The organism is Pseudomonas sp. TSRC2-2 (genome assembly GCF_049897785.1).
GTDB lineage: Bacteria > Pseudomonadota > Gammaproteobacteria > Pseudomonadales > Pseudomonadaceae > Aquipseudomonas.
This window is the reverse complement of sequence record NZ_JAFCWZ010000004.1, coordinates 455,544-474,141: the sequence shown is the minus strand read 5'-3', so window position 1 is coordinate 474,141 and position 18,598 is coordinate 455,544. Positions and strand designations below refer to the sequence as shown.

The window sequence follows — 18,598 nt, the reverse complement described above, 5'->3', positions numbered from 1 at the left end:
AGGTTCAGGCCGCCGTTGCGTTGACAGGTGGACGGGAAGTTTTACCCAGCGCCGCCAGGCGCGAACCGCTGTAGCGGGTTTGGCGATAGAAGCGCCAGCGACCGAACAGTGTGTAGATATTTGTGATCCGCCGTTGTTCGGTATAGCTCATGCGCAGATGCAGCTTGAGCGCCGGTATGTTGGTCGACTCACAGACATCGACCACTTTGCGGCAGCCCTGGGCGGCCATCGCTTCCCACAGGCGCAATTGCAGGTCCACCGAGAGCTCCGTCCCCCAGTAGGCCCGGGCCAGTTCGCCACCGAACTCGAAGAACTCGCCGGGTTTCACCGGGAACCGGCAGCCGTAGTAGTGCCGGTCGAAATAATCGCGCGGCGTGCCCCAAATAAACGCCACGGCATCACCCTGCTCATCGACATGCATGTGCCCGGTGTGGCCCTCTTTGGCCAGCTCGGCCATCGTGCCGACACGGTCGCCAAAATAACGCGCGAAAGCGCTGGCGTTGTCCGCGGTAATCCTGACCACGCGCAGTGGCGGATAGGGTTTGAGGCGGTGCGGCGGCACCGGGCTGACCAGGTCGCGCTCCATCCATAGCAATTGCTGATGGGAAAAAATGTACATTTTGCGGATCTTGCCCAAGGTCGCTCGCAGGCCTTTACGACGAATATGTCCGCTGAGTTTTTGCAAAACATCCATGGTCTCTTCTCCTGATGAGGGTGCCCTGCGCGGCATCAACCCCGCGCGGCAGAACATCGAAGGGCGGCTCATGAAGCGTTCCAGCTCAGGGCAAACAGGGTTTGTCCCGGCAGTTCGAAACGCACGCGCCCGTTGTCGCAGGCAAACGGTGCGTCGCGGCTGCGATTGTCGGCGCCGAAGTAACGCAGGGCGCCATGGTTCAACGGGCACCTGGCGCCGCTCAGATCGACGCGTTGCAGGCGCGTGCCTTTGTTCACTCCAAGCAACGCGCGCTGCTCTTCGCCGGCCATCGCCAGCACATCCACCTCAAAGGCGTCGTTGTCCAGTTGCAGCACTTGGCGCAGCCAGTGGCGGGCGATGAATTGCTGGGCCAGGCCGACGGGTTTGAGTTCGAAGCGATCCTCGCCCAACACGCGCAACATGCCTTTGGGGTATTGCGGTTCGTCAGCGGCCTGGAACCAGTTGAGCATGCTCAGCAAACCGTCCTGCGAGGCGTTGATCACCACCGAGGCCCACCACAGCGAGGTGTAATGGGTTTCCTGATCGTAGGGGCTGAGGCTGGAGCCGCTCGACAGGTTGGTCTGATCGAGGAGCAGGGCCTTGCGCGGCTGACCGTTGGCGTCGAGGCCGACCAGTGCGGCGGCGCGGCGCACGCTGTCGCGGTAGACGCGAGTAGCGAGCAGATCGCGAATCATCCATTCATGCCAGGCCAGTGCATCGACTTGATCGGCCGACTCGCTGAGCAGGCGCCGCGCCCAATCGATCCCGCGCTTGTCCGCCGCGTTATCGGCGAACGGGCCGTTGATCAGTCGCGAACTGGCCGGCATGGCGATGCGTACACCGGCGCGGGCATTCGCCGGGTCGCTGCGCACCTGACGGGCCATGCTGGCGAAAATCGTCTGATATTGCTCATAGCTGGAATAGTTGAGATTGGGCTCGTCGGCAAAGCCGATGTAATGCGTGCCGTTGCCGCCGAGGGCGCGGGTGCCCGCCAGCCAGGCGTCGAGGCCGCTGTTGCTTTGCAGATCGGCGCGCAGATTGGCCTGACGCTGACTGCCGGCCAGCAGGGTGATGTCGTTGCGGATGCCGAAGCGCTGCTGATAGACCCGGCGAAACGCGTCTTCGAACTGCGGTTTCTGCGCGGTGACGTCGACGAAACTGTAATAGCTCGCCGCCGTCGGCTTCAGCGCATCGAGCAGCGCGTGGCTGGCTGCGGGCGGCATCACGTACGGCAGGGCAATGCCCAGATCCGGCGTGCGTCCAAGGACTTTGTCATGCAGCACCAGCCGCACATCTCCGACCTCTTCGCGCAGCGGCTGCAGTTGCTGTGGATTCTGCGCAAACAGATTGGCCGTGCCATCGAGCCAGAACGCCGCTTTGCCGCTGCCTTGCAGCTGCAGACGCCAGACCTGCTCGCGCGGGCTGACCGGCAACGCCACCTGATCGAACTGCCAATAGGCACGATAGGGTTTCAATGCGAGGGTCAGCACCTCGTGGTCGCCGATCCGCTGCGCCTGCAATGCGGTGACGCCGCCATGGAATTTGCCGGCGAGCACTGCATGCTCACCGGCCGCGACTTTGAAATACAGCACGTCACCATTTTTGCTTTCAGCACTGAAGTGCACTTTGGCCGGGGCAAACAGGGCAACGGTGCGCGCATCGTGTTCGATGCGGTAGTGGCGGAAGCTGTAGCCAGGAATTTCCAGCCGATAACTCGCCGCGCCGGGCAGCAGCGACCAGCTCTGACTGCCACGGGTTTCGCTGGCCTTGATCAGGCGTTCGCCGAGCAATTTGCCGCGACCGTCGAGCAGGTACAACTGCTCTTCGTTGGCATCCGCTTGCCACGCGGGGGTCCAGCGCACGGTTACGCTGTCGGGCTGATCGGTTTGCAGAAACAGACTGCCGTCACGAATCTCGCCCCAGCGCATCGACGCCGCCAAAGCGTCCAGCGACAGGCCGAGACCGAACAGCACGTACAGGCCTTTCATGCCGGCTTCCTCTGCAGCATCGACCACATCGGCAGCACGTCGCGGGGCAGGATGACCAAGGTTTGCCAGAACGGCACAGCGCTCAAACGGCAATACAGCACAAGCATGGCCACGGTCACCGCCAGATAGGCAATCGATGATGCGGCGGCGGCGCCGACGATGCCGTAGGCCGGAATCAGTATCAGATTCAACGCCAGATTGAGCAGCGCGCCCAAGCCCATCAACAACGACACCGAGCCGGGGCGATTCTTGCCCAGCAAGTCCAGGCGCAGAATGCTCGCGTAGCACAGGCCCAACAGGCCAGGCAGCAACGCCAGCAGCGCCGGATACGCCGGTTGGTAGGCAGCGCCAAACAGGGTGACGATCAACCACTCGCCGATCACGGCCATACTCAGGCAGGCGCCGAGCATCACCGTCGCGGTCAGGCGCAGCGCCAGCGGAGTGACCTTGTCCATGCCTTCATCCTGTTGCAGCAGGCGCTTCATCAGCGGTGTGGTCACCGCTTCCGGAACGATCAGCAGCAGTTCCGCAGCAGCGCTGGCCATGGCGTAATGGCCCAGCGCGGTACTGCCGAGCAGGGCGCCGATGAACAGGTAATCGGAGCGCAGGATCACTTGCTGAAACAACAGATCAGGATGGCTGCGCGCGCTGTAGCGCAACAGTTCGTTCTGGCTGGCGCGGTCCCATTGCAGCTGCAACGGCTGCGCGCGCTTCAGCCAGACCCAACCGGCGAGCACCACCAGACTGATCCCCGCCAGCCAACTGATCAGCGCTGCCTCCAGCGCCGCGCTCTGCCACATCCAGAACAGTGCGACGAACAGCAACAGCGGCGCCAGCGATTCGATCAGGCGCAAGACGTTGAACGCGACCACGCCACCTGAGGCGTTGTGCAGCGTCAGCAGGCCGCTTTTCAACACGGTCAACGGCACCGCCAGCAGCAACAGCCAGGCGAGCAGGCCCAGTTGCATGGTCATGTCCAGTTGCGTGCCGAATTCGCGCACCAGCGCCACCACCAGCAAAGTCAGCAAACCGGCCAGCAGACAACCGAACACCAGCACCTGGCTCAGCAGCAAACCCATCGGCCGCTGCTTCGCCGCCTGATAGCCGACCGCCGAATTCAGACCGCCGCTGGTGGCCGCGCTGATCAGATCAGGCAGGGTGCTGAGCAGGGCGAACAGGCCGCGTTCGCTGGGGCCGAGAATCCGTGCGAGCAGGACGTTGCGCAGCAAACGCAAGGCGATCATCGCCAGCTTGGTGCCCATGCTCAACGCGAGATGCTTGAGGTAGCTGCCTCGGCTCATGGCCGCGCTCCCCGGTAAATCCGCCACGACAGCAATTGCGGATGGCGCGCAGTGCGCTGGCTGACGCCAAAACGCGGCAGGTTCAACGGGTCGCCGTCGCCGCGATAAATTCCGGTGCCGGTGCCCAGCGCAAACGGGTAATCGTGATCGGCGACCTGCTGGCGCACCCGCTCATCGTTGTCGCCGTTGGGGTAGCAATAGACCGGTAGAGGCCGATTGCAGCCGTTACTCAAGGCTTCGCGGCTGCGGCGGATTTCTTCGCTCAGGCGCACGTCGTCGAGGCCGGTAAGAATCGCGTGGCTGGCGCCGTGCGGGCCGAACCGCACCAGACCGGAGGCTTCCATCGCACGCACCTGATGCCAGTCCAGTGCCTGTGGCAGCGAGTCCTTCGGGCATTCGTCGGTGAGCTCTTCCAGTTCCTGCGGGGCCAGGCTTTTCAGCCCTTGCAGGTAATGCAGCAGTGCCAGACTGCGGCGCTCGACATCGATGTCATCAAGCAGCACCGGCAGCGGATGTTTGCGCGCATGCAGGCATTCGATCAGGTGCATGCGCGCTTTTTCGCCGTGGCTTCCCCAGAGGGTTTCGCCAAGGCTTTCCCACCAGAATCGCTGGCGGCTGCCGATGAAATCGGTGGAGAGAAAGATGCTCGCCGGCACCTGGTGTTTCTGCAGCAACGGGAAGGCGTTGACTGCGTTGTCACGCCAGCCATCGTCAAAGGTCAGCGCCACGCGTGGGCGCTCGCTGCGCAGGGCGTTGGGCTGGAGAATTTCCATCAGCGGCACGCAGTCGAAATGCTTGCGTAGCCACACCAGCAAATGCTCGAACGCTTTCGGCCCGACGCACAATTCATTGCGATGCGGCAGATCGGCGGCGCGGTCGTTGGACAGCACGCGATGCAGCATCAGAATCACCCCCGCGCCCTGCAACTGCTGGCGGCCCACGGGCGAGTTGAGATAGAGCCAGCCACTGGTGCTTTTTATCAGTTGTTTGATCGCCATGGCTTCGGTCCTCTTAACGGTTCTGTTCCGGATTCCACTGGGCATACCGCTGGCCGCGCAGGAACTGCCACAGGCCAAGACTCATCCCGGCGAGGGTGACCAGCAGAAACGCGGCGAGGCGGAACGGTTTCGGCAAGCGGTGTTGCCCATCCAGCAGCCCGGCAATCGCCACGCTGTAGCCGAACAGTTGCGCGATCAGGCTCAGGCGATAGAAGCCGTGTTCTTCCCACAGCCAGCAGTTGCTCAACAGCAACGGCAGCAGCAGCACCGGCGCGAGGCGGCGGATCAGTTTGTGGCTGATCAACGCCAGGGAATACAGGCCATGCTTGAGCGGATTGAGCAGCTCGCGGCGCTGAGCCAGGCTTTGCAGGCCACCGACGGTGACGCGCTGCCGGCGGCGGAACTGTTTGTCCGCCTCGTCGACGCCATGGTCGATCACTTGCGCTTCGGGCACGTAGACGATGCGCTTGCCGGCCACCGGTGCGCAGGTGCTGATAAAGAAGTCGTCGTTGACTTCGGCCGGTACGTTCTGGAACAACTCGCGGCGCAGGGCGAGCAGGGCGCCGTCGGCCGAGACCATGCAGCCGGTACGGTTCTCGACCCGGCGCAACCAGCCTTCGTAATGCCGATAGAGGCTGTCGCCGACGCTCAGGCCGCCACCGGTGACCGGGATCACCATGTGCCCGGCACAGGCACCGACCTGCGGGTTGCTCAGCGGCGCGAGCAAGTGGCCGAGAGTGTCGCGCGACCATTGGTTATCGGCATCGGTGAACACCAGAATGTCGCCGGTGCTCAGGGCCGCGCCGGCATTCAGCGTGGCGGCCTTGCCCTGACGCGGCAGGTCGAGCACGGTGACGCGCGGATCAATCACTTTGTGCGCGCAGGCCACGGTGTCGTCGGTCGAGCCGTCGCTGGCGAGAATGATCTGCAACGTCGCCGGTTGATAATCCTGGGCCAGCAGCGTGCGCAACTTATGCTCGATATGCCGCGCCTCGTTGTGCGCAGCGATGACGATGCTGACGTTCAGCGGCGGTGCCGGCGTGTGTCGCCACGCCGGAAACAGCGGCGCGAGGATCGTCAACAAAAGCGGGTAGCCGACGTAGGCGTAGACCGGCAGCAACAGGCACATCCAGAAAATGAACTCAGCCACGGGCAGGCCTCCTTGCGTTCCACTGACACAGACTCAGGATGAAAGCGGCGCCGGCCAGGTGCAGGCGCAGCCAGTGCAGGCCCCACAGTTGCAGGGTCAGGATCGGATCACGGTGCTTGAGGCTCTGGCGAACGCTGAGGATCAGACCGGGAAGCATGGTCAGCGCGACCATCACCGCCGCGTGATGAGGAAAACCGTCGAACAACGCGGAAATCGCCAGGAAATCAAGCAGCCAGACCAACAGCGACAGCATCGGGAAGCGCAGCAGGCGCAGGCTCATGCCGTGGGTGCGCAGCAGTTGCAGGTGGCTGCCCTGACGCCACATTTCTTTGCCCATCCATTCGCGCCAGTTCATTTCGTAACCCCAGTGCAGGGCGACGAGGTCGTTGACCGACAGCAGGCGAGCGCCCTGTTTGTGCAAGCGCAGGGTGAATTCCTTGTCTTCGCCAGTGCGCAGGGCCTCGTTGAAACCGCCGACCTTGTCGAACCATGCGCGACGCATCAGCAGGTTGGAACTGGGCAGCCAATCGACGCTGTGGCTGGCGCGGTGCGCCGGCTGCGAAGTGCGGCGCTGCCAGGCCGTGGCGAACCATGGCGCTTCGGCCGGCGTGTGCAGATCCAGGCCGAACACATCGGCCTGGCCACTGGCCTCGATGTCGAATAACGGCTGCAACCAGGTTTCCGGCATTTCTACGTCGGCGTCGATAAAGGCCAGCCATTCGCCGCTGGCGATCGCCGTGCCGCGATTACGCAGCGCACCGATCAACAACCCCGGCAAACTGAGCACGGTTGCGCCGAACTGCCGGGCAATGTGCGGTCCCTGGTCGTTCGAGCCGTTGTCGACCACGATCAGCTCGCACTCGACATTGGCCGCGTGTGCGGCCTTTTGTGCGGCGAGCAGGGTTCGGCCAATGTGCCGCGCCTCGTTGTACATCGGAATGACGATGCTGATCCGCTTCATGCCTGCGTCTCCGGGGTCAGTGGCGCCTGCTCGGCCTTGACGCGCAGCACGCTGGTCAGTGCCAGCATGATCCACACGTACTTCTGGTTCGGCGCGCTGAGGAACATCAGGAACAGGGTCAGCGACAGAAAGCTCACACCCAAATGGGTCATCATGTCTGCCCGATGCCCATCACCGCGGAGCATCCACGCCGACCGCGCGCGGATCAGGTTGTACAGACCGAGCCCGAGCATGCCGACGAAGAACAGCCCGGCAGGCACCCCCAGTTCGCTGAAGATTTCCAGATAGGTGTTGTGGGCGCGGCGGTACAGGTCGCCGATCTTGCGGTTGGCGGAAAACGCCTTGGCGTAACCGGTGGTCGCGTAATGCAGCGGGAAGGTGCCGGGGCCGGAGCCAAGCACCGGGTGCTCGCGGATCATCTGGCTGCCGACGACGATGTAGGAAGCACGGCGCCCGAGGGATTCGTCCTGCGCCTTGGAGCCGGCGCTGAGGATGCTCAATGACTGGATCCGCGCCATGTAACCGGCCGGCATGGCGTAGATCGCCAGCGGAATCACGATGGCCGCACCGAGCATGACGAAACCCAGGTGCCGTGGGCGGATGTGGGTCAGTTGCGCGCGGTAGTGCCAGATGCCGATGAGCAGGCTCAACGCCAATACCACCAGACCGGAACGCGATTCGGTCTTGGTCATGCCACCCAGCAACAGCAGGCAGCATGCGCCCCAGAACAAGCGGTGCAGCAGGTTCGGGCTGCGGATCACCAGCAGCAGTCCGAGAGGAATGGCGAAGGCGATCAGCATGGCGAAGGCGTTGGGGTCTTCGAGCAGGCCGGCGGCGCGGCCCTGATCCTGAAACTTCGCCGAGAACATCGCCATGGCGCAGGTCGCGGTGACGGCGAGGGTTACCAGCCGGGCGAACAGGTCGAGGTTCAGTTCGCGGCCAATCAACAACGTAATGACAAACAGCACCAGACCGACGCTGAGTTCGCGCAGGTGCCCCAGCGACATGCCCATGTCATCGGTATTGAGCAGGCTGAGAAAATACAGAACCATGAAGCCGATCAGGCAGTGCCACAGATTACTGCGCAGGCGCTGCGACGGAATCTGATGCAGCGCCAGTTGCAGCATCACGATCACCGCCAGCGAGGCACCGAGCAGCTTGCTCCCTGACACCGAGCTGTCCTTGAAGAAACCTTCGAACGGCACCAGCGCGGCAATGCCGAGCAGACCCCAGGCCGGTTTGCGATACAGGACGGTAAAACCGACCAGGCCAATCACCGCCCCCGGCGCCAGATAGGGCCAGGGACTGGCCAGCAAACCGAGGCTGACCAGGGCGAACAGACTGACGATCGAGAGCGGGAAAATCATGCGCGTGCCTCCCGTGCCGTTTGGATGTACAGCTGCGACCAGCGTTCGGCCAAAGCCTTGAGGTCGTAGCGTTCCTGTTGGGTGCGTCTGGCGTTGTCGCGCAATTGCGCGGCCAGCTTCGGTTCGGCCAGCAAGGTGTCGAGCTGGCGGGCGAGGGCGGCGGTATCGGTTGGCGGGGCGAGTAGCCCGTTCACGCCGTGCTGCAGGACATCGGGAATACCGCCGACCGCGAACGCCACCACCGGCACGCCGGCCTGCATCGCTTCAAGCAGAATCATCGGCGTGCCCTCGGTGCGCGAGCTGATCACCAGCGCATCGAGTTGCTGCCACCAGCCTTGCATCGCCGTCTGATAGCCCGGCAAGCGAATCCGCTGCTGCAAACCGGCAGCGTCGATGCGCGCCTGCAAGGCTTCGCGTTCCGGGCCGTCACCGAGCATCACCGCGTCCAGTTGCGGATGCTGGTGACACAAGGCAATCAGCGCATCGAGAAACAGATCCGGACCTTTCTCGCTGCTCAAGCGGCCGACGTATCCGGCCAGCCAGCGTTGCCGGTCTGCCACCGGCGCCATCGCCGGTGCTGCTGGCAAACCGTTGGGAATCACCTGCAACTTCTCCGCGCGCACGCTGGCCTTCAGGTGCAGCGTGGCGATGCTTTGCGCCACGCAGACCACCCGTTTCACCGACGCGGTGCGGCACAGTTGCAGGCTCAGCCAGGTGTAGAACTTCTGCTTGCGACTGCGCGGTGTGAAGCCGTGCTGAGTGATCACCAGCGGCAGGCGCAACAATGTTGCGCCGAGCCAGCCGAACAGCAGCCCCTTGAAGTTGTGGGTGTTGAGCAACGGTTTGTCGCCCCGGCGCTGACGCAAGTGCCGCAGCAGCTCGCCCAGCCCTGAACAAGCGCGAGCGTCCACCCCGGCTTCACGAAAGCGCGCGATCAGTTCTGGCGGCGCGTCGAGAAACAGCACTTGGTGCTGCCCCGGCGTGGCCAGACAATGATCCAGCAACATCCGCTCGGCCCCATAGAAGCCGCCGCTGCTGAGCACATGAATGATCGGCAGGGCGACGATTGGGGTGGACACCGCGTTCAATTGCGCACCCAGTGAACCAGGCTCGGCATGGTCCAGTTCTTGTGCGGATTGCCCGCCTGCGAGGTTTCTTCGTTGAGCACCAGCAAGACCGGCAGACCGAGCTCATGGCTGATTTGCGCCGGATGCTTGAAGCGATGATCGAAGAACTCACGTACGTAGACGAACGCGATTGCCAGCAACAGACCGGTGAACAGCCCGAACGGAATGATCAGCAGCGGTTTCGGAAACGCAGGCTCGGTGGGTTCGAACGGCGGGCTGAGCACCCGGGCGTTGGACAGGTCATCGTTGAGCGAGCGCGTGGTGCTGCTTTCGGCAAAACGCTGGGCATAGGTCGAGAACGCTGCGTGCAGCGCATCGATCTCGGTGTCCATCTGGCGCAGTTTGCTCTGGGTCTGCTGCAAGTCGCGGATACGGTTCTTGAACTCGGCGATGCGCGCGGTTTTTTGCTCGATCACCTGCTTGACCACGGCCAGGTCGGCGGTGCGTTCCTGGATGCGGTTGCTCACCACTTTGAGAAACTGCTGACGGGTGCGGGCGATCTGTTCGCGAGTCAGCAGCATCGGTTCGCTACCGGCCTGGAACACCGCCAGATCGTTCATGTAACGGCTGACCTGGCTGGTCAGTTGCTCGCCCATCTGTTTGATTTCCCGATCCTCGAACGCCACGTTGTCGACAGTGGTGGTGAAGGTGTAGGGGAAGGTGTAGTCGTTGAGCTTGCTACTGCTGGCGGCGGCGAGCGCGGTTTTCAGATATTCGAGCCAGCGTTCGCTTTGCAGCAGGCGATCCTGATACAGGTTCAGCGCCTGTTCTTCAGTGTTGATGGCGTTGAGGCGAAAGGTGATTTCCTCCTTTGGATCCGCCGCGCCGACGTTTTCCAGCAGTGCCTGGCGGTTACCTTCCAGGCCATCGAGGCGCACTTGATACTGGTGCTTTTTGGTCTCGTAGAAGGACTGCGGCAAGTCGATCGATTGCAGTGCCTGACGGCTGACCAGGTAGTTCTGCAACAGCGCGCTGACAAACATCGTGCCTTGGCGCGGATCCGGAAAGCTGTAGGTGATCGAGATCACGTTAGAGCCGGGCAGGGTCTCGATTTTCAGGCTGTCGACGGCTTGCTGGGTCAGGGCGTCGAGGGTGGTGTCACGCACCGGATCGGTTTCCATGCCGAGCCCGTTGCGCAGCGGGTTGATCACGTACTCGCGCAGCGGTGTCGAGACGTAGCGCTTGAACGGTTCTCCGAGCAACTTGGCGAACACCCCGGGTGGCGGGCTGTACTCACCGTTGTCGTGCAGTTCGCTGATGGTCTGGCGGATCAGCGCTGGCGAGCGGAGGATGTTGCTCTCGGTTTCCATGTCCGCCAGTGACGGTGGAATGAAGGTCGCGTTGTCCACCGTGAGCGACGTGGTGGCGTCGCCCTGAGACAGCTTTTTCGACTGCACGATGACCTGCGCGGTGATATCGAAGCTCTGTTTGAGCAGCAGCGGCAGGAGCAGGGCGATCACTGCAAAGGTCAGGAAGACGCGCTTCACCAGTTGCTTGTTGGCGAAGAAAATCCTGAAGAACTCATGCAGGTAGTTTTCCTTTGGGTTCATGTCGGTCACCTGTGAGTTAGTTGTCACTGTCTTTGTTGTCGACGCGGTAGCCGAAGCTGAAACCGACGCCCTGGAACAACACCACATCAGCCAGTTGGCGGGCGAGTTCGCCGGCGCTGGCCAATTTGGTTTTTGGCACGTAGAGCATGTCGTCCGGTTGCAGGTAAGCAATTTGCGGAGCATCACCGGACAGCGCTTTTTCGACGTCGTAGCGCACCGCTTTCACCTGATTGCCGTTGCGCCGCATGATCACCACCGAATCCAGCCGCGCCTTGACGTTGGTACCGCGCGCCAGGGTCAGCGCCTCGAGCACCGACACTGGCCGGCGGATCGGATACGAGCCCGGTTGTGCGACTTCACCCAGCACGTAGATCTCGTTGCCGGCGGTGGACTTGAGCAGCACGTCCACGGTCATGCGGCCCGGCAGTTGCGCATACTTTTTGTTGAGGAAGGTTTCCAGTTGATTGACGGTCATGCCTTGCAGCGGCACGGCGCCGATTTCCGGAAAACTCGCGTAGCCGTCAGTGCCGACGGTGATCTCTCGGCTCATGCCGGTGGCCGGGTGGTTCAACGCGCTTTTCAGGTTCTGCTCATTGCTCAGCGGGCTGATGATCTGCACGGTGAGCTGGTTGCGGTTGGGCTGGAACAGTTGTTTGCGCTGATAGACGCGCTGGATTTCCTGGCGCGCTTCTTCGCTGGTCAACCCGGCGATTTTCACCGAGGTGTTGGCGCCCGGCAACTCGATGGTGCCGTCCGGCAGCACCAGTTGATTGCCGTTGAGCTGGCTGGCGGCGGTGAAATTCAGGCCGATCTGGTCGCCCGATTGCACGCGGTAAGCGTCCGAGCCGCTGGTGCTGATATGGAAGATCACATCCAGCACATCCTGCGGGCGCAGGGTCTGCTCGATCTTCGGCATATCGGTCGCCTGGGCGTTGGCCGGTGTGGCGGTGAGAATATTCACCGGCATGTTCTGGGTGTCGGAAGTGCTGGAGCAGCCCGCAAGCGGCAGCAACAGCAGGACAAGCATTCTGGCGTTCATGGCGTCATCCTTTGCGTTCGCTTACAGGTTTTTGTAAAGCCATTTGGGCATGTAGTACTTGCGCCGGTTGAACACGCTGCCGACCACTTTTGCCCCGGCCTGGGTCAGGCGTTGCACAGCGGCCTGGGCAACTTCCCAGCGGGTGTCTTCGGCGCGGACGACAAACACCACACCGTCCACTTGCGTGCTGATGACCAGCGTGTCGGCGTCGGAATACACCGCGTCGCCATCGATCACCACAAAGCGGTACTGGCTGCCCAATTGGTCGAGCAACGGGCTCAGGCGTTCGGCGGTCAGGTGCTCCAGCGTACGGATCGGCCGGCCGTTGGGCAGCACATGGAACGGCAGGCTGGAGGTGTGCACCACACAGTCCTGCAACAGTGGCGGGTTGCCAGAGCTGAACAGCAAGTCGCGCAGGCCGCGTTCCTTGCTCAGGTTCAACTGCTGGGTGAGGTTGCTCGCCGACTGGCTGGCATCGACCAGCAGCACCTGGCCGCTGCTCATTTGCGCCAGTTGGCTGGCCAGTGCCATGGCACTGGTGGTGGTGCCCGCGCCGGGGTTGGCGGCGGTCAGCAACAGGATCCGCAGATCGAGATCCAGCACGGTCGACGTCAGATTCGATTCGCTGGGGCTGGCGATGCTCAGGCTTGTATTGGTTGAACCGTCCATTAGCTTGCTCCGTGGCCGCTGAATACTTTGAAGGGGGTTTTCAACAGAATCTTCAGATCAAGCAGAAGGCTCTGCTCGGCGATGTAGCTGAGGTCCAACTCAACGCGCTGGTCGAAGTCGATATTGCTGCGTCCGGAGATCTGCCACAGGCCGGTCATGCCTGGGTAGATCGCCAGACGCGCGAGGTGATTGTCCTTGTAGCGGTAAGCGTTGAACGAGGTCGGGCGAGGGCCGACCAGGCGCATGTCGCCGGTCACTACGTTGATCAGGTTGGGTAATTCGTCGAGGCTGGTACGGCGCAGAAAGCTGCCGATGCCGGTGACGCGCGGGTCCTTGTCGATCTTGAAGTCGATGGCGTCGGCCCCGTGTTTGTTCAGGTGGCGCAGCGACTCCTTGAGGTCTTCGGCGTTGCTGACCATCGTGCGGAACTTGAACATGCCGAACTTGCGGCCGCGATAACCGGTGCGTTTCTGCACGAACAGCACCGGCCCCGGGCTGGTGAATTTGATCGCCAGCGCCAGACCCAGCAGCACGGGCGAGATCAGCAGCAGAATCGTCAGCGCGCCCAGGCAGGCGACCACCCGGTTGGTCCGCGACAGCTGCCATGGGCGGCCACCATCGCGGCCGCTGAGCCAGCCGCGACCCTGACGGTGGATCGCCGCGTCGAGGCGCATTCGATGTTCCGGGTCGACGCGCTTGTCAGGGCGCATTTGTGCAATCGACACACTTCTTTCATGTCCAGTCATGGCGTCCTCCGCATTCATTCAGCCGCAAGCGGCGCACGGGCAGTGGGGTAGTAGTTACGGAACCAGGCAATGAAGCGGCCCAGCCCTTCATCCAGTTCTATCCGGGGCTGGAATCCGGTGGCCTGGGCCAGATCGCTGGCCTCGGCGCAGGTGTTGAGCACGTCGCCCGGTTGCAGTGGCAGCAGCTCGACAATGGCTTTGCGATCGAGGTGTTTTTCCATCAACGCAAGGTAGGTTTTCAGCGCGACGGGTTGTTGCCCGCCGATGTTGAACAAGCGCCACGGCGCCATGCTGCTGGCCGGGTCGGGCTGCTCGCGGTCCCACTGCGGGTTGGCTTGCGGTGGCTGATCGATCAGGCGGGCGATGCTTTCGACGATGTCGTCGATGTAGGTGAAGTCGCGCTGATGCTCGCCGTAATTGAACAGCTTCAGCGGTTCGCCTTCGCTGATCGCCCGGGCGAACTGAATCGGCGACATGTCTGGCCGGCCCCAGGGCCCGTAAACGGTGAAAAAGCGCAGGCCGGTGCAGGGAATGCCGAACAGGTGGCTGTAGCTGTGTGCCATCAGTTCGTTGGCTTTCTTGGTCGCGGCGTACAGCGACAGCGGATGGTTGACACCATCCTTCACTGAGTAGGGCGTGTGTTGGTTGGCGCCGTACACCGAACTCGACGAGGCATAGATCAGATGCTCGACCGGGTGATGCCGGCAGCTTTCGAGAATGTTCAGGAACCCATTGAGGTTGCTGTCCAGATACGCTCGTGGATTGTCCAGCGAATAACGCACCCCGGCCTGCGCGGCCAGATGGATCACCACTTGCGGCAGCTCGCGAGCAAACAATGCGTCGATGGCTGAAGCGTGGGCCAGATCCACTGTGGCCAGCGGAAAATCGCCAACCTGCTCGCGCACCCACTGCACGCGGTCGTGCTTGAGCTGCGGGTCGTAGTAGTGGTTGAAATTGTCCAGGCCGACCACCGAATGCCCGTCGCGCAGCAAGCGCAGGACGCAATGGGCACCAATGAAACCGGCGGCACCGGTCACCAGAATCTTCATGGTCGCAGCCCTTCGGGGGCGATGTGGCGCAGGCCGATGCCGCTGTAATGCAGACCGGCGGCGGCGACTTGTTCGGGGTTGTACAGGTTGCGGCCGTCAATGATCACCTTCGAACGCAGCTTCTCGGCGAGCAGATCGAAATCAACCACGCGAAAGTTTTTCCATTCGGTGCAGATCACCAGCGCGTCGGCGTCTTCGAGGGTGTCATCGCGGGTGGCGCACAGGTGCAGGTCGTTGCGGTAGCCGTAGATGCGCCGGCACTCGGACATGGCTTCCGGATCGTAGGCCTGCACGGTGGCGCCTTCGGCCCACAACGCGTCCATCAGATAACGGCTGGGGGCTTCGCGCATGTCATCGGTGTTGGGTTTGAACGCCAGACCCCAGATTGCAATGGATTTGCCGGCCAGGCCTTGCGGAAACTGCGCGCGCAATTTGCTGAACAGGATATGCCGCTGGCTGTCATTGACGTCGGTGACGCTGCGCAGCAGTTTCAGCGGCATGCCGTTGTGTTCGGCAGTGTGGAGCAGGGCGCGCAGATCCTTGGGAAAGCACGAGCCACCGAATCCGCAGCCCGGATAAATGAAGTGGTAACCGATGCGCGGATCGGAGCCGATGCCTTTGCGTACCGCTTCAATGTCGGCGCCGAGTAATTCGGTGAGGTTGGCCAATTCGTTCATGAAGCTGATGCGGGTGGCGAGCATCGCATTGGCCGCGTACTTGGTCAGTTCGGCACTGCGGTTGTCCATGAACATCAGCTTTTCGTGGTTGCGGCAGAACGGCGCGTACAGCTCGCTCATCTGCTCGCGGGCAGCATCGTCGCGGGTGCCGATGATGATCCGGTCCGGACGCATGCAGTCGGCGAGCGCGCTGCCTTCCTTGAGAAATTCCGGGTTGGATACCACGCGCACCTGCAGCTCGGTTTTGCCGCGCAACAGCAATTCGCTGGTGGCCGTGGCCAGAACCTGGTCGGCGGTGCCGACTGGCACGGTGGATTTGATGATCAGCGTGCGATCGCCTTCCATCAGGCCGGCAATCTGTCGGGCGACGTTAAGCACATGACTGAGGTCGGCGGATCCATCTTCGTCCGCCGGTGTGCCGACGGCGATGAAGATCAGCTCGGCGTGAGTCACCGCATCGCTGGCCTGAGTACTGAACGAGAGGCGCCCGGCCTTGATGTTTTCTTCAAGTGTTGCGGACAGGCCTGGCTCACTGATCGGCGGTACCGCTTGTTGCAGTTGTCTGATCTTGCTCGGATCAATATCAATGCATAAGACCCGATGGCCGACATCAGCAAGTGCGGCGGCTTGTATAAGCCCGACATAGCCAGTGCCAAATACGCTTACGTCCATCTGCGCACCTCGATAAAACCGGAAAAGTTAACTACGGAATAAGATTGTTAAAGGGGTATAGCGCAGGGTTGGAAAAGCGTGTCAGCAAAATGACATGTTGCACGGGTATAACACTTGAGTCTTTTTTGGCGATTGGCCATCAAGTCATTGCTGCGATTGAAATTGTTCGTTTTTTGCAGATTTGTTCAGATTTAAAATAAGCGACAAGCGGTAGAAGGTATTGGTTTTAAAGGAATTTAGTGGCTGGTGTGTCAGATTTGAGGCACCGTTTTTTTGACGCTTGATTCGGCTATCAATCATTTCTTGCGCTTTCAGGGGCGGGTGCTAGTGTCAGGTTCTGACCGACAAACCTTTGACATCATGTTTTTTTTGCCCACCTGGTAGCGCCATGTTCAGATATGCCAAAGAACTGCTCTTAGTTGTCTTTATGTTGTCGTATTCCGACTATTACCTGGAGCGGTTAAATGCTATCGGGTGGAGTTTCAATGCACTTGTTTTTGGCGCGATGTTTTTGGCGCTAACGGTGGCGTTATATCTAACTGCCTATATACGTCAGGCTCTCGTTCGACAGACATTCGCATTGGCGATGTTTGCCGCCGCAGTTTTTTTTGATGTCTACACCCGGGTCACTGCGGATTACCTGAGGTACAGCGATTTTGTTTCTCTTGTGTATTCCGGCGGCTTCATCCAGGAAGCGGCGTATCAGTACCGCGACGCGATCCTGCGCGCGGTGCTCATTGGCTTGCTGCTGTTGTTCGGCATCGGGCTCAAGCCGCGTCATCCGCTGGTCATACCGAACACGCTGCGGGTCGCGGCGCCTATCGTCAGTGTGTTGATGCTCAGTGGAGTGCTTTTTTTACGCGCGGGCGAGGGCGCCCGGGGCCTGCCGATCATGTACACGCCTTTGGCCTACCTCAACCTGTTTGCCTATGAGGCACTGCACGACACCGTTGGCCCTCGCGAACCGGTGACGCTGGCTCGCGCCGCGCCTGCTGTCGGCCACGACATCGTGCTGATCATCGACGAAAGCATTTCCGGCAACTACCTCGACATCAACGCGCCGTTCGGCGTGCACAGCAACCTCAAGCAAGCGCCGCCAGGGGTCGATGTCTTCAATTTTGGTTATGCCGCGTCCATTGCCAATTGCAGCGCCGACACCAACGTCACCTTGCGCTACGGCGGCACCCGCGCCGACTACAGACGCATCAACAGCACGTTGCCGTCGATCTGGCAGTACGCGAAAAAGGCCGGGCTCGGCACGGTCTACATCGACGCCCAGCGCACCGCCGGCAACCTGCAGAACCTGATGACCGTCGCCGAGAAACACGACATCGACAGTTTCGTGCAATTCGACCAGACCAGCGTGCGCGACCGCGATATGGCCGCAGCGGCGAAGCTGATCGAACTGCTCAATGACGATCGTCCGGAACTGATCGTGATCAACAAGGTTGGCGCGCATTTTCCGGTGCACGACAAATACCCCGATGCGTTCATGGCCTACCGGCCGACGCTGCCACGCGGGCGGTTCACCGAAGTTGCCGACACGGGCGAACGCGCCGGTTTCAACGGCCAGCCGGATGACTGGTTGCTGTATCGCAACGCCTACAAGAACACGCTGTTGTGGAACGTCGGCGAGTTCTTCGCACGGGTGTTCGCCCAGGCCAATCTGAACAACGCCCTGCTGATCTACACCTCCGATCATGGCCAGGATCTGCATGAACGCGGCAACCCGGGCTTGAATACCCATTGCGGCGGCAACCCGGTGGAGGAGGAGGGACTGGTGCCGCTGGTGGTGATTCAGGGCCGTGGATTGCAGGCGCCGGACTGGGCGGCGAATCTGCCGGCAAACAAGAACCGCTCGAGTCACTACAACATCTTCCCGACGCTGTTGCAGGTGATGGGTTACGACCTGGCTGCCGTTGAAGCGGTGTATGGCAAACCGTTGAGCGTGCCGACGGCTGATGACTTCACCTTCAACTACCGTTTCAATGCGCGGTTGGGGGCCAAGCCTGAATGGAAGCATATCGATCTGAGCCGCATCGTCACCCCGGAGCGGGCGCCGGCGAGTGTGGCTTCGGGGCAGTGAGTCTGGCATAAACCCGGCGGGCCCTCTTCGCGAGCAAGCCCGCTCCCACACTGAAATACGCCGCGCCGCCGATGGCCGGCCAGCCGTTGCTCTTCTGTGGGAGCGGGCTTGCTCGCGAAGAGGTTGGGTCAGTCGATGCAGCGGCAACTGCCAGGACGCTTTCGCGAGCAAGCCCGCTCCCACACTCAAATACGCCGCCGCCGATGGCCGGCCAGCCACCGCTCTTCTGTGGGAGCGGGCTCGCGAAGAGGTTGGGTCAGTCAATGCAGCGGCAACTGCCAGGACGCTTTCGCGAGCAAGCCCGCTCCCACACTGAAATACGTCGCGCCGCCGATGGCCGGCCAGCCGTCGCTCTTCTGTGGGAGCGGGCTTGCTCGCGAAGAGGTTGGGTCGGTCAATGCAGCGGCAACTGCCAGGACGCTTTCGCGAGCAAGCCCGCTCCCACACTGAAAACGTCGCGCCGCCAATGGCCGGTCAGCCGTCGCTCTTCTGTGAGAGCGGGCTTGCTCGCGAAGAGGCTGGGT

15 protein-coding genes are annotated in these 18,598 nt (G+C 61.8%); 1 reads left to right on the top strand and 14 read right to left on the bottom strand.

The features are described from left to right. Positions 1-4 precede the first annotated feature (4 nt). The 14 genes from ACP7D9_RS10935 to ACP7D9_RS10870 all read right to left on the bottom strand — a co-directional run bounded on the left by ACP7D9_RS10935 (position 5) and on the right by ACP7D9_RS10870 (position 15,988). Positions 5-694 carry an N-acetyltransferase gene (locus ACP7D9_RS10935; RefSeq protein WP_426157339.1) on the bottom strand — a complete coding sequence of 230 codons (690 nt, stop codon included), beginning with the start codon at positions 692-694 and terminating at the stop codon, positions 5-7. Positions 695-762: 68 nt separating this feature from the next. Next, complete coding sequence (locus ACP7D9_RS10930; protein WP_426157337.1) at positions 763-2,682, bottom strand: hypothetical protein; 1,920 nt, start codon at positions 2,680-2,682, stop codon at positions 763-765. After that, positions 2,679-3,983, bottom strand: coding sequence for a lipopolysaccharide biosynthesis protein (locus ACP7D9_RS10925; protein ID WP_426157335.1), 1,305 nt, complete (start codon positions 3,981-3,983; stop codon positions 2,679-2,681). The genes ACP7D9_RS10930 and ACP7D9_RS10925 overlap by 4 nt, the downstream gene beginning before the upstream one ends. Continuing rightward, positions 3,980-4,981, bottom strand: a complete 1,002-nt coding sequence (locus ACP7D9_RS10920) for a polysaccharide deacetylase family protein (RefSeq protein ID WP_426157333.1) — start codon at positions 4,979-4,981, stop codon at positions 3,980-3,982. The genes ACP7D9_RS10925 and ACP7D9_RS10920 overlap by 4 nt, the downstream gene beginning before the upstream one ends. Positions 4,982-4,994: 13 nt before the next feature. After that, complete coding sequence (locus ACP7D9_RS10915) at positions 4,995-6,131, bottom strand: glycosyltransferase family 2 protein (RefSeq protein ID WP_426157331.1); 1,137 nt, start codon at positions 6,129-6,131, stop codon at positions 4,995-4,997. After that, positions 6,124-7,092: a glycosyltransferase gene (locus ACP7D9_RS10910; RefSeq protein ID WP_426157329.1), complete on the bottom strand. Its 969-nt coding sequence runs from the start codon at positions 7,090-7,092 to the stop codon at positions 6,124-6,126. Before ACP7D9_RS10910 ends, ACP7D9_RS10915 begins: the two co-directional genes overlap by 8 nt. Next, positions 7,089-8,459, bottom strand: a complete 1,371-nt coding sequence (locus ACP7D9_RS10905; RefSeq protein ID WP_426157327.1) for an O-antigen ligase family protein — start codon at positions 8,457-8,459, stop codon at positions 7,089-7,091. The genes ACP7D9_RS10910 and ACP7D9_RS10905 overlap by 4 nt, the downstream gene beginning before the upstream one ends. Further along, on the bottom strand, positions 8,456-9,547 hold the full coding sequence (locus ACP7D9_RS10900) for a glycosyltransferase family 4 protein (RefSeq protein WP_313003246.1): 1,092 nt from the start codon (positions 9,545-9,547) through the stop codon (positions 8,456-8,458). Before ACP7D9_RS10900 ends, ACP7D9_RS10905 begins: the two co-directional genes overlap by 4 nt. Next, the gene (locus ACP7D9_RS10895) at positions 9,544-11,136 is read right to left on the bottom strand and encodes a GumC family protein (protein ID WP_426157325.1); all 1,593 of its coding nucleotides are present in this window, start codon (positions 11,134-11,136) and stop codon (positions 9,544-9,546) included. Before ACP7D9_RS10895 ends, ACP7D9_RS10900 begins: the two co-directional genes overlap by 4 nt. Positions 11,137-11,152: 16 nt before the next feature. After that, positions 11,153-12,175: a polysaccharide biosynthesis/export family protein gene (locus ACP7D9_RS10890; protein WP_426157323.1), complete on the bottom strand. Its 1,023-nt coding sequence runs from the start codon at positions 12,173-12,175 to the stop codon at positions 11,153-11,155. Between the two features lie 21 nt (positions 12,176-12,196). Further along, positions 12,197-12,844 carry a CpsD/CapB family tyrosine-protein kinase gene (locus ACP7D9_RS10885; RefSeq protein WP_313003235.1) on the bottom strand — a complete coding sequence of 216 codons (648 nt, stop codon included), beginning with the start codon at positions 12,842-12,844 and terminating at the stop codon, positions 12,197-12,199. Further along, positions 12,844-13,590, bottom strand: a complete 747-nt coding sequence (locus ACP7D9_RS10880) for a sugar transferase (RefSeq protein WP_101159864.1) — start codon at positions 13,588-13,590, stop codon at positions 12,844-12,846. Before ACP7D9_RS10880 ends, ACP7D9_RS10885 begins: the two co-directional genes overlap by 1 nt. Positions 13,591-13,604: 14 nt before the next feature. Beyond that, the gene (locus ACP7D9_RS10875) at positions 13,605-14,639 is read right to left on the bottom strand and encodes an NAD-dependent epimerase (RefSeq protein WP_101159863.1); all 1,035 of its coding nucleotides are present in this window, start codon (positions 14,637-14,639) and stop codon (positions 13,605-13,607) included. Then, complete coding sequence (locus ACP7D9_RS10870; RefSeq protein WP_426157320.1) at positions 14,636-15,988, bottom strand: UDP-glucose dehydrogenase family protein; 1,353 nt, start codon at positions 15,986-15,988, stop codon at positions 14,636-14,638. Before ACP7D9_RS10870 ends, ACP7D9_RS10875 begins: the two co-directional genes overlap by 4 nt. Before the next feature lie 388 nt (positions 15,989-16,376). Between ACP7D9_RS10870 and ACP7D9_RS10865 the strand changes: the two genes are divergently transcribed. Then, a complete protein-coding gene (locus ACP7D9_RS10865; protein ID WP_426157318.1) occupies positions 16,377-18,074 on the top strand; it encodes a sulfatase-like hydrolase/transferase in 1,698 nt (565 codons plus the stop codon). The last annotated feature ends 524 nt before the right edge of the window (positions 18,075-18,598 follow it).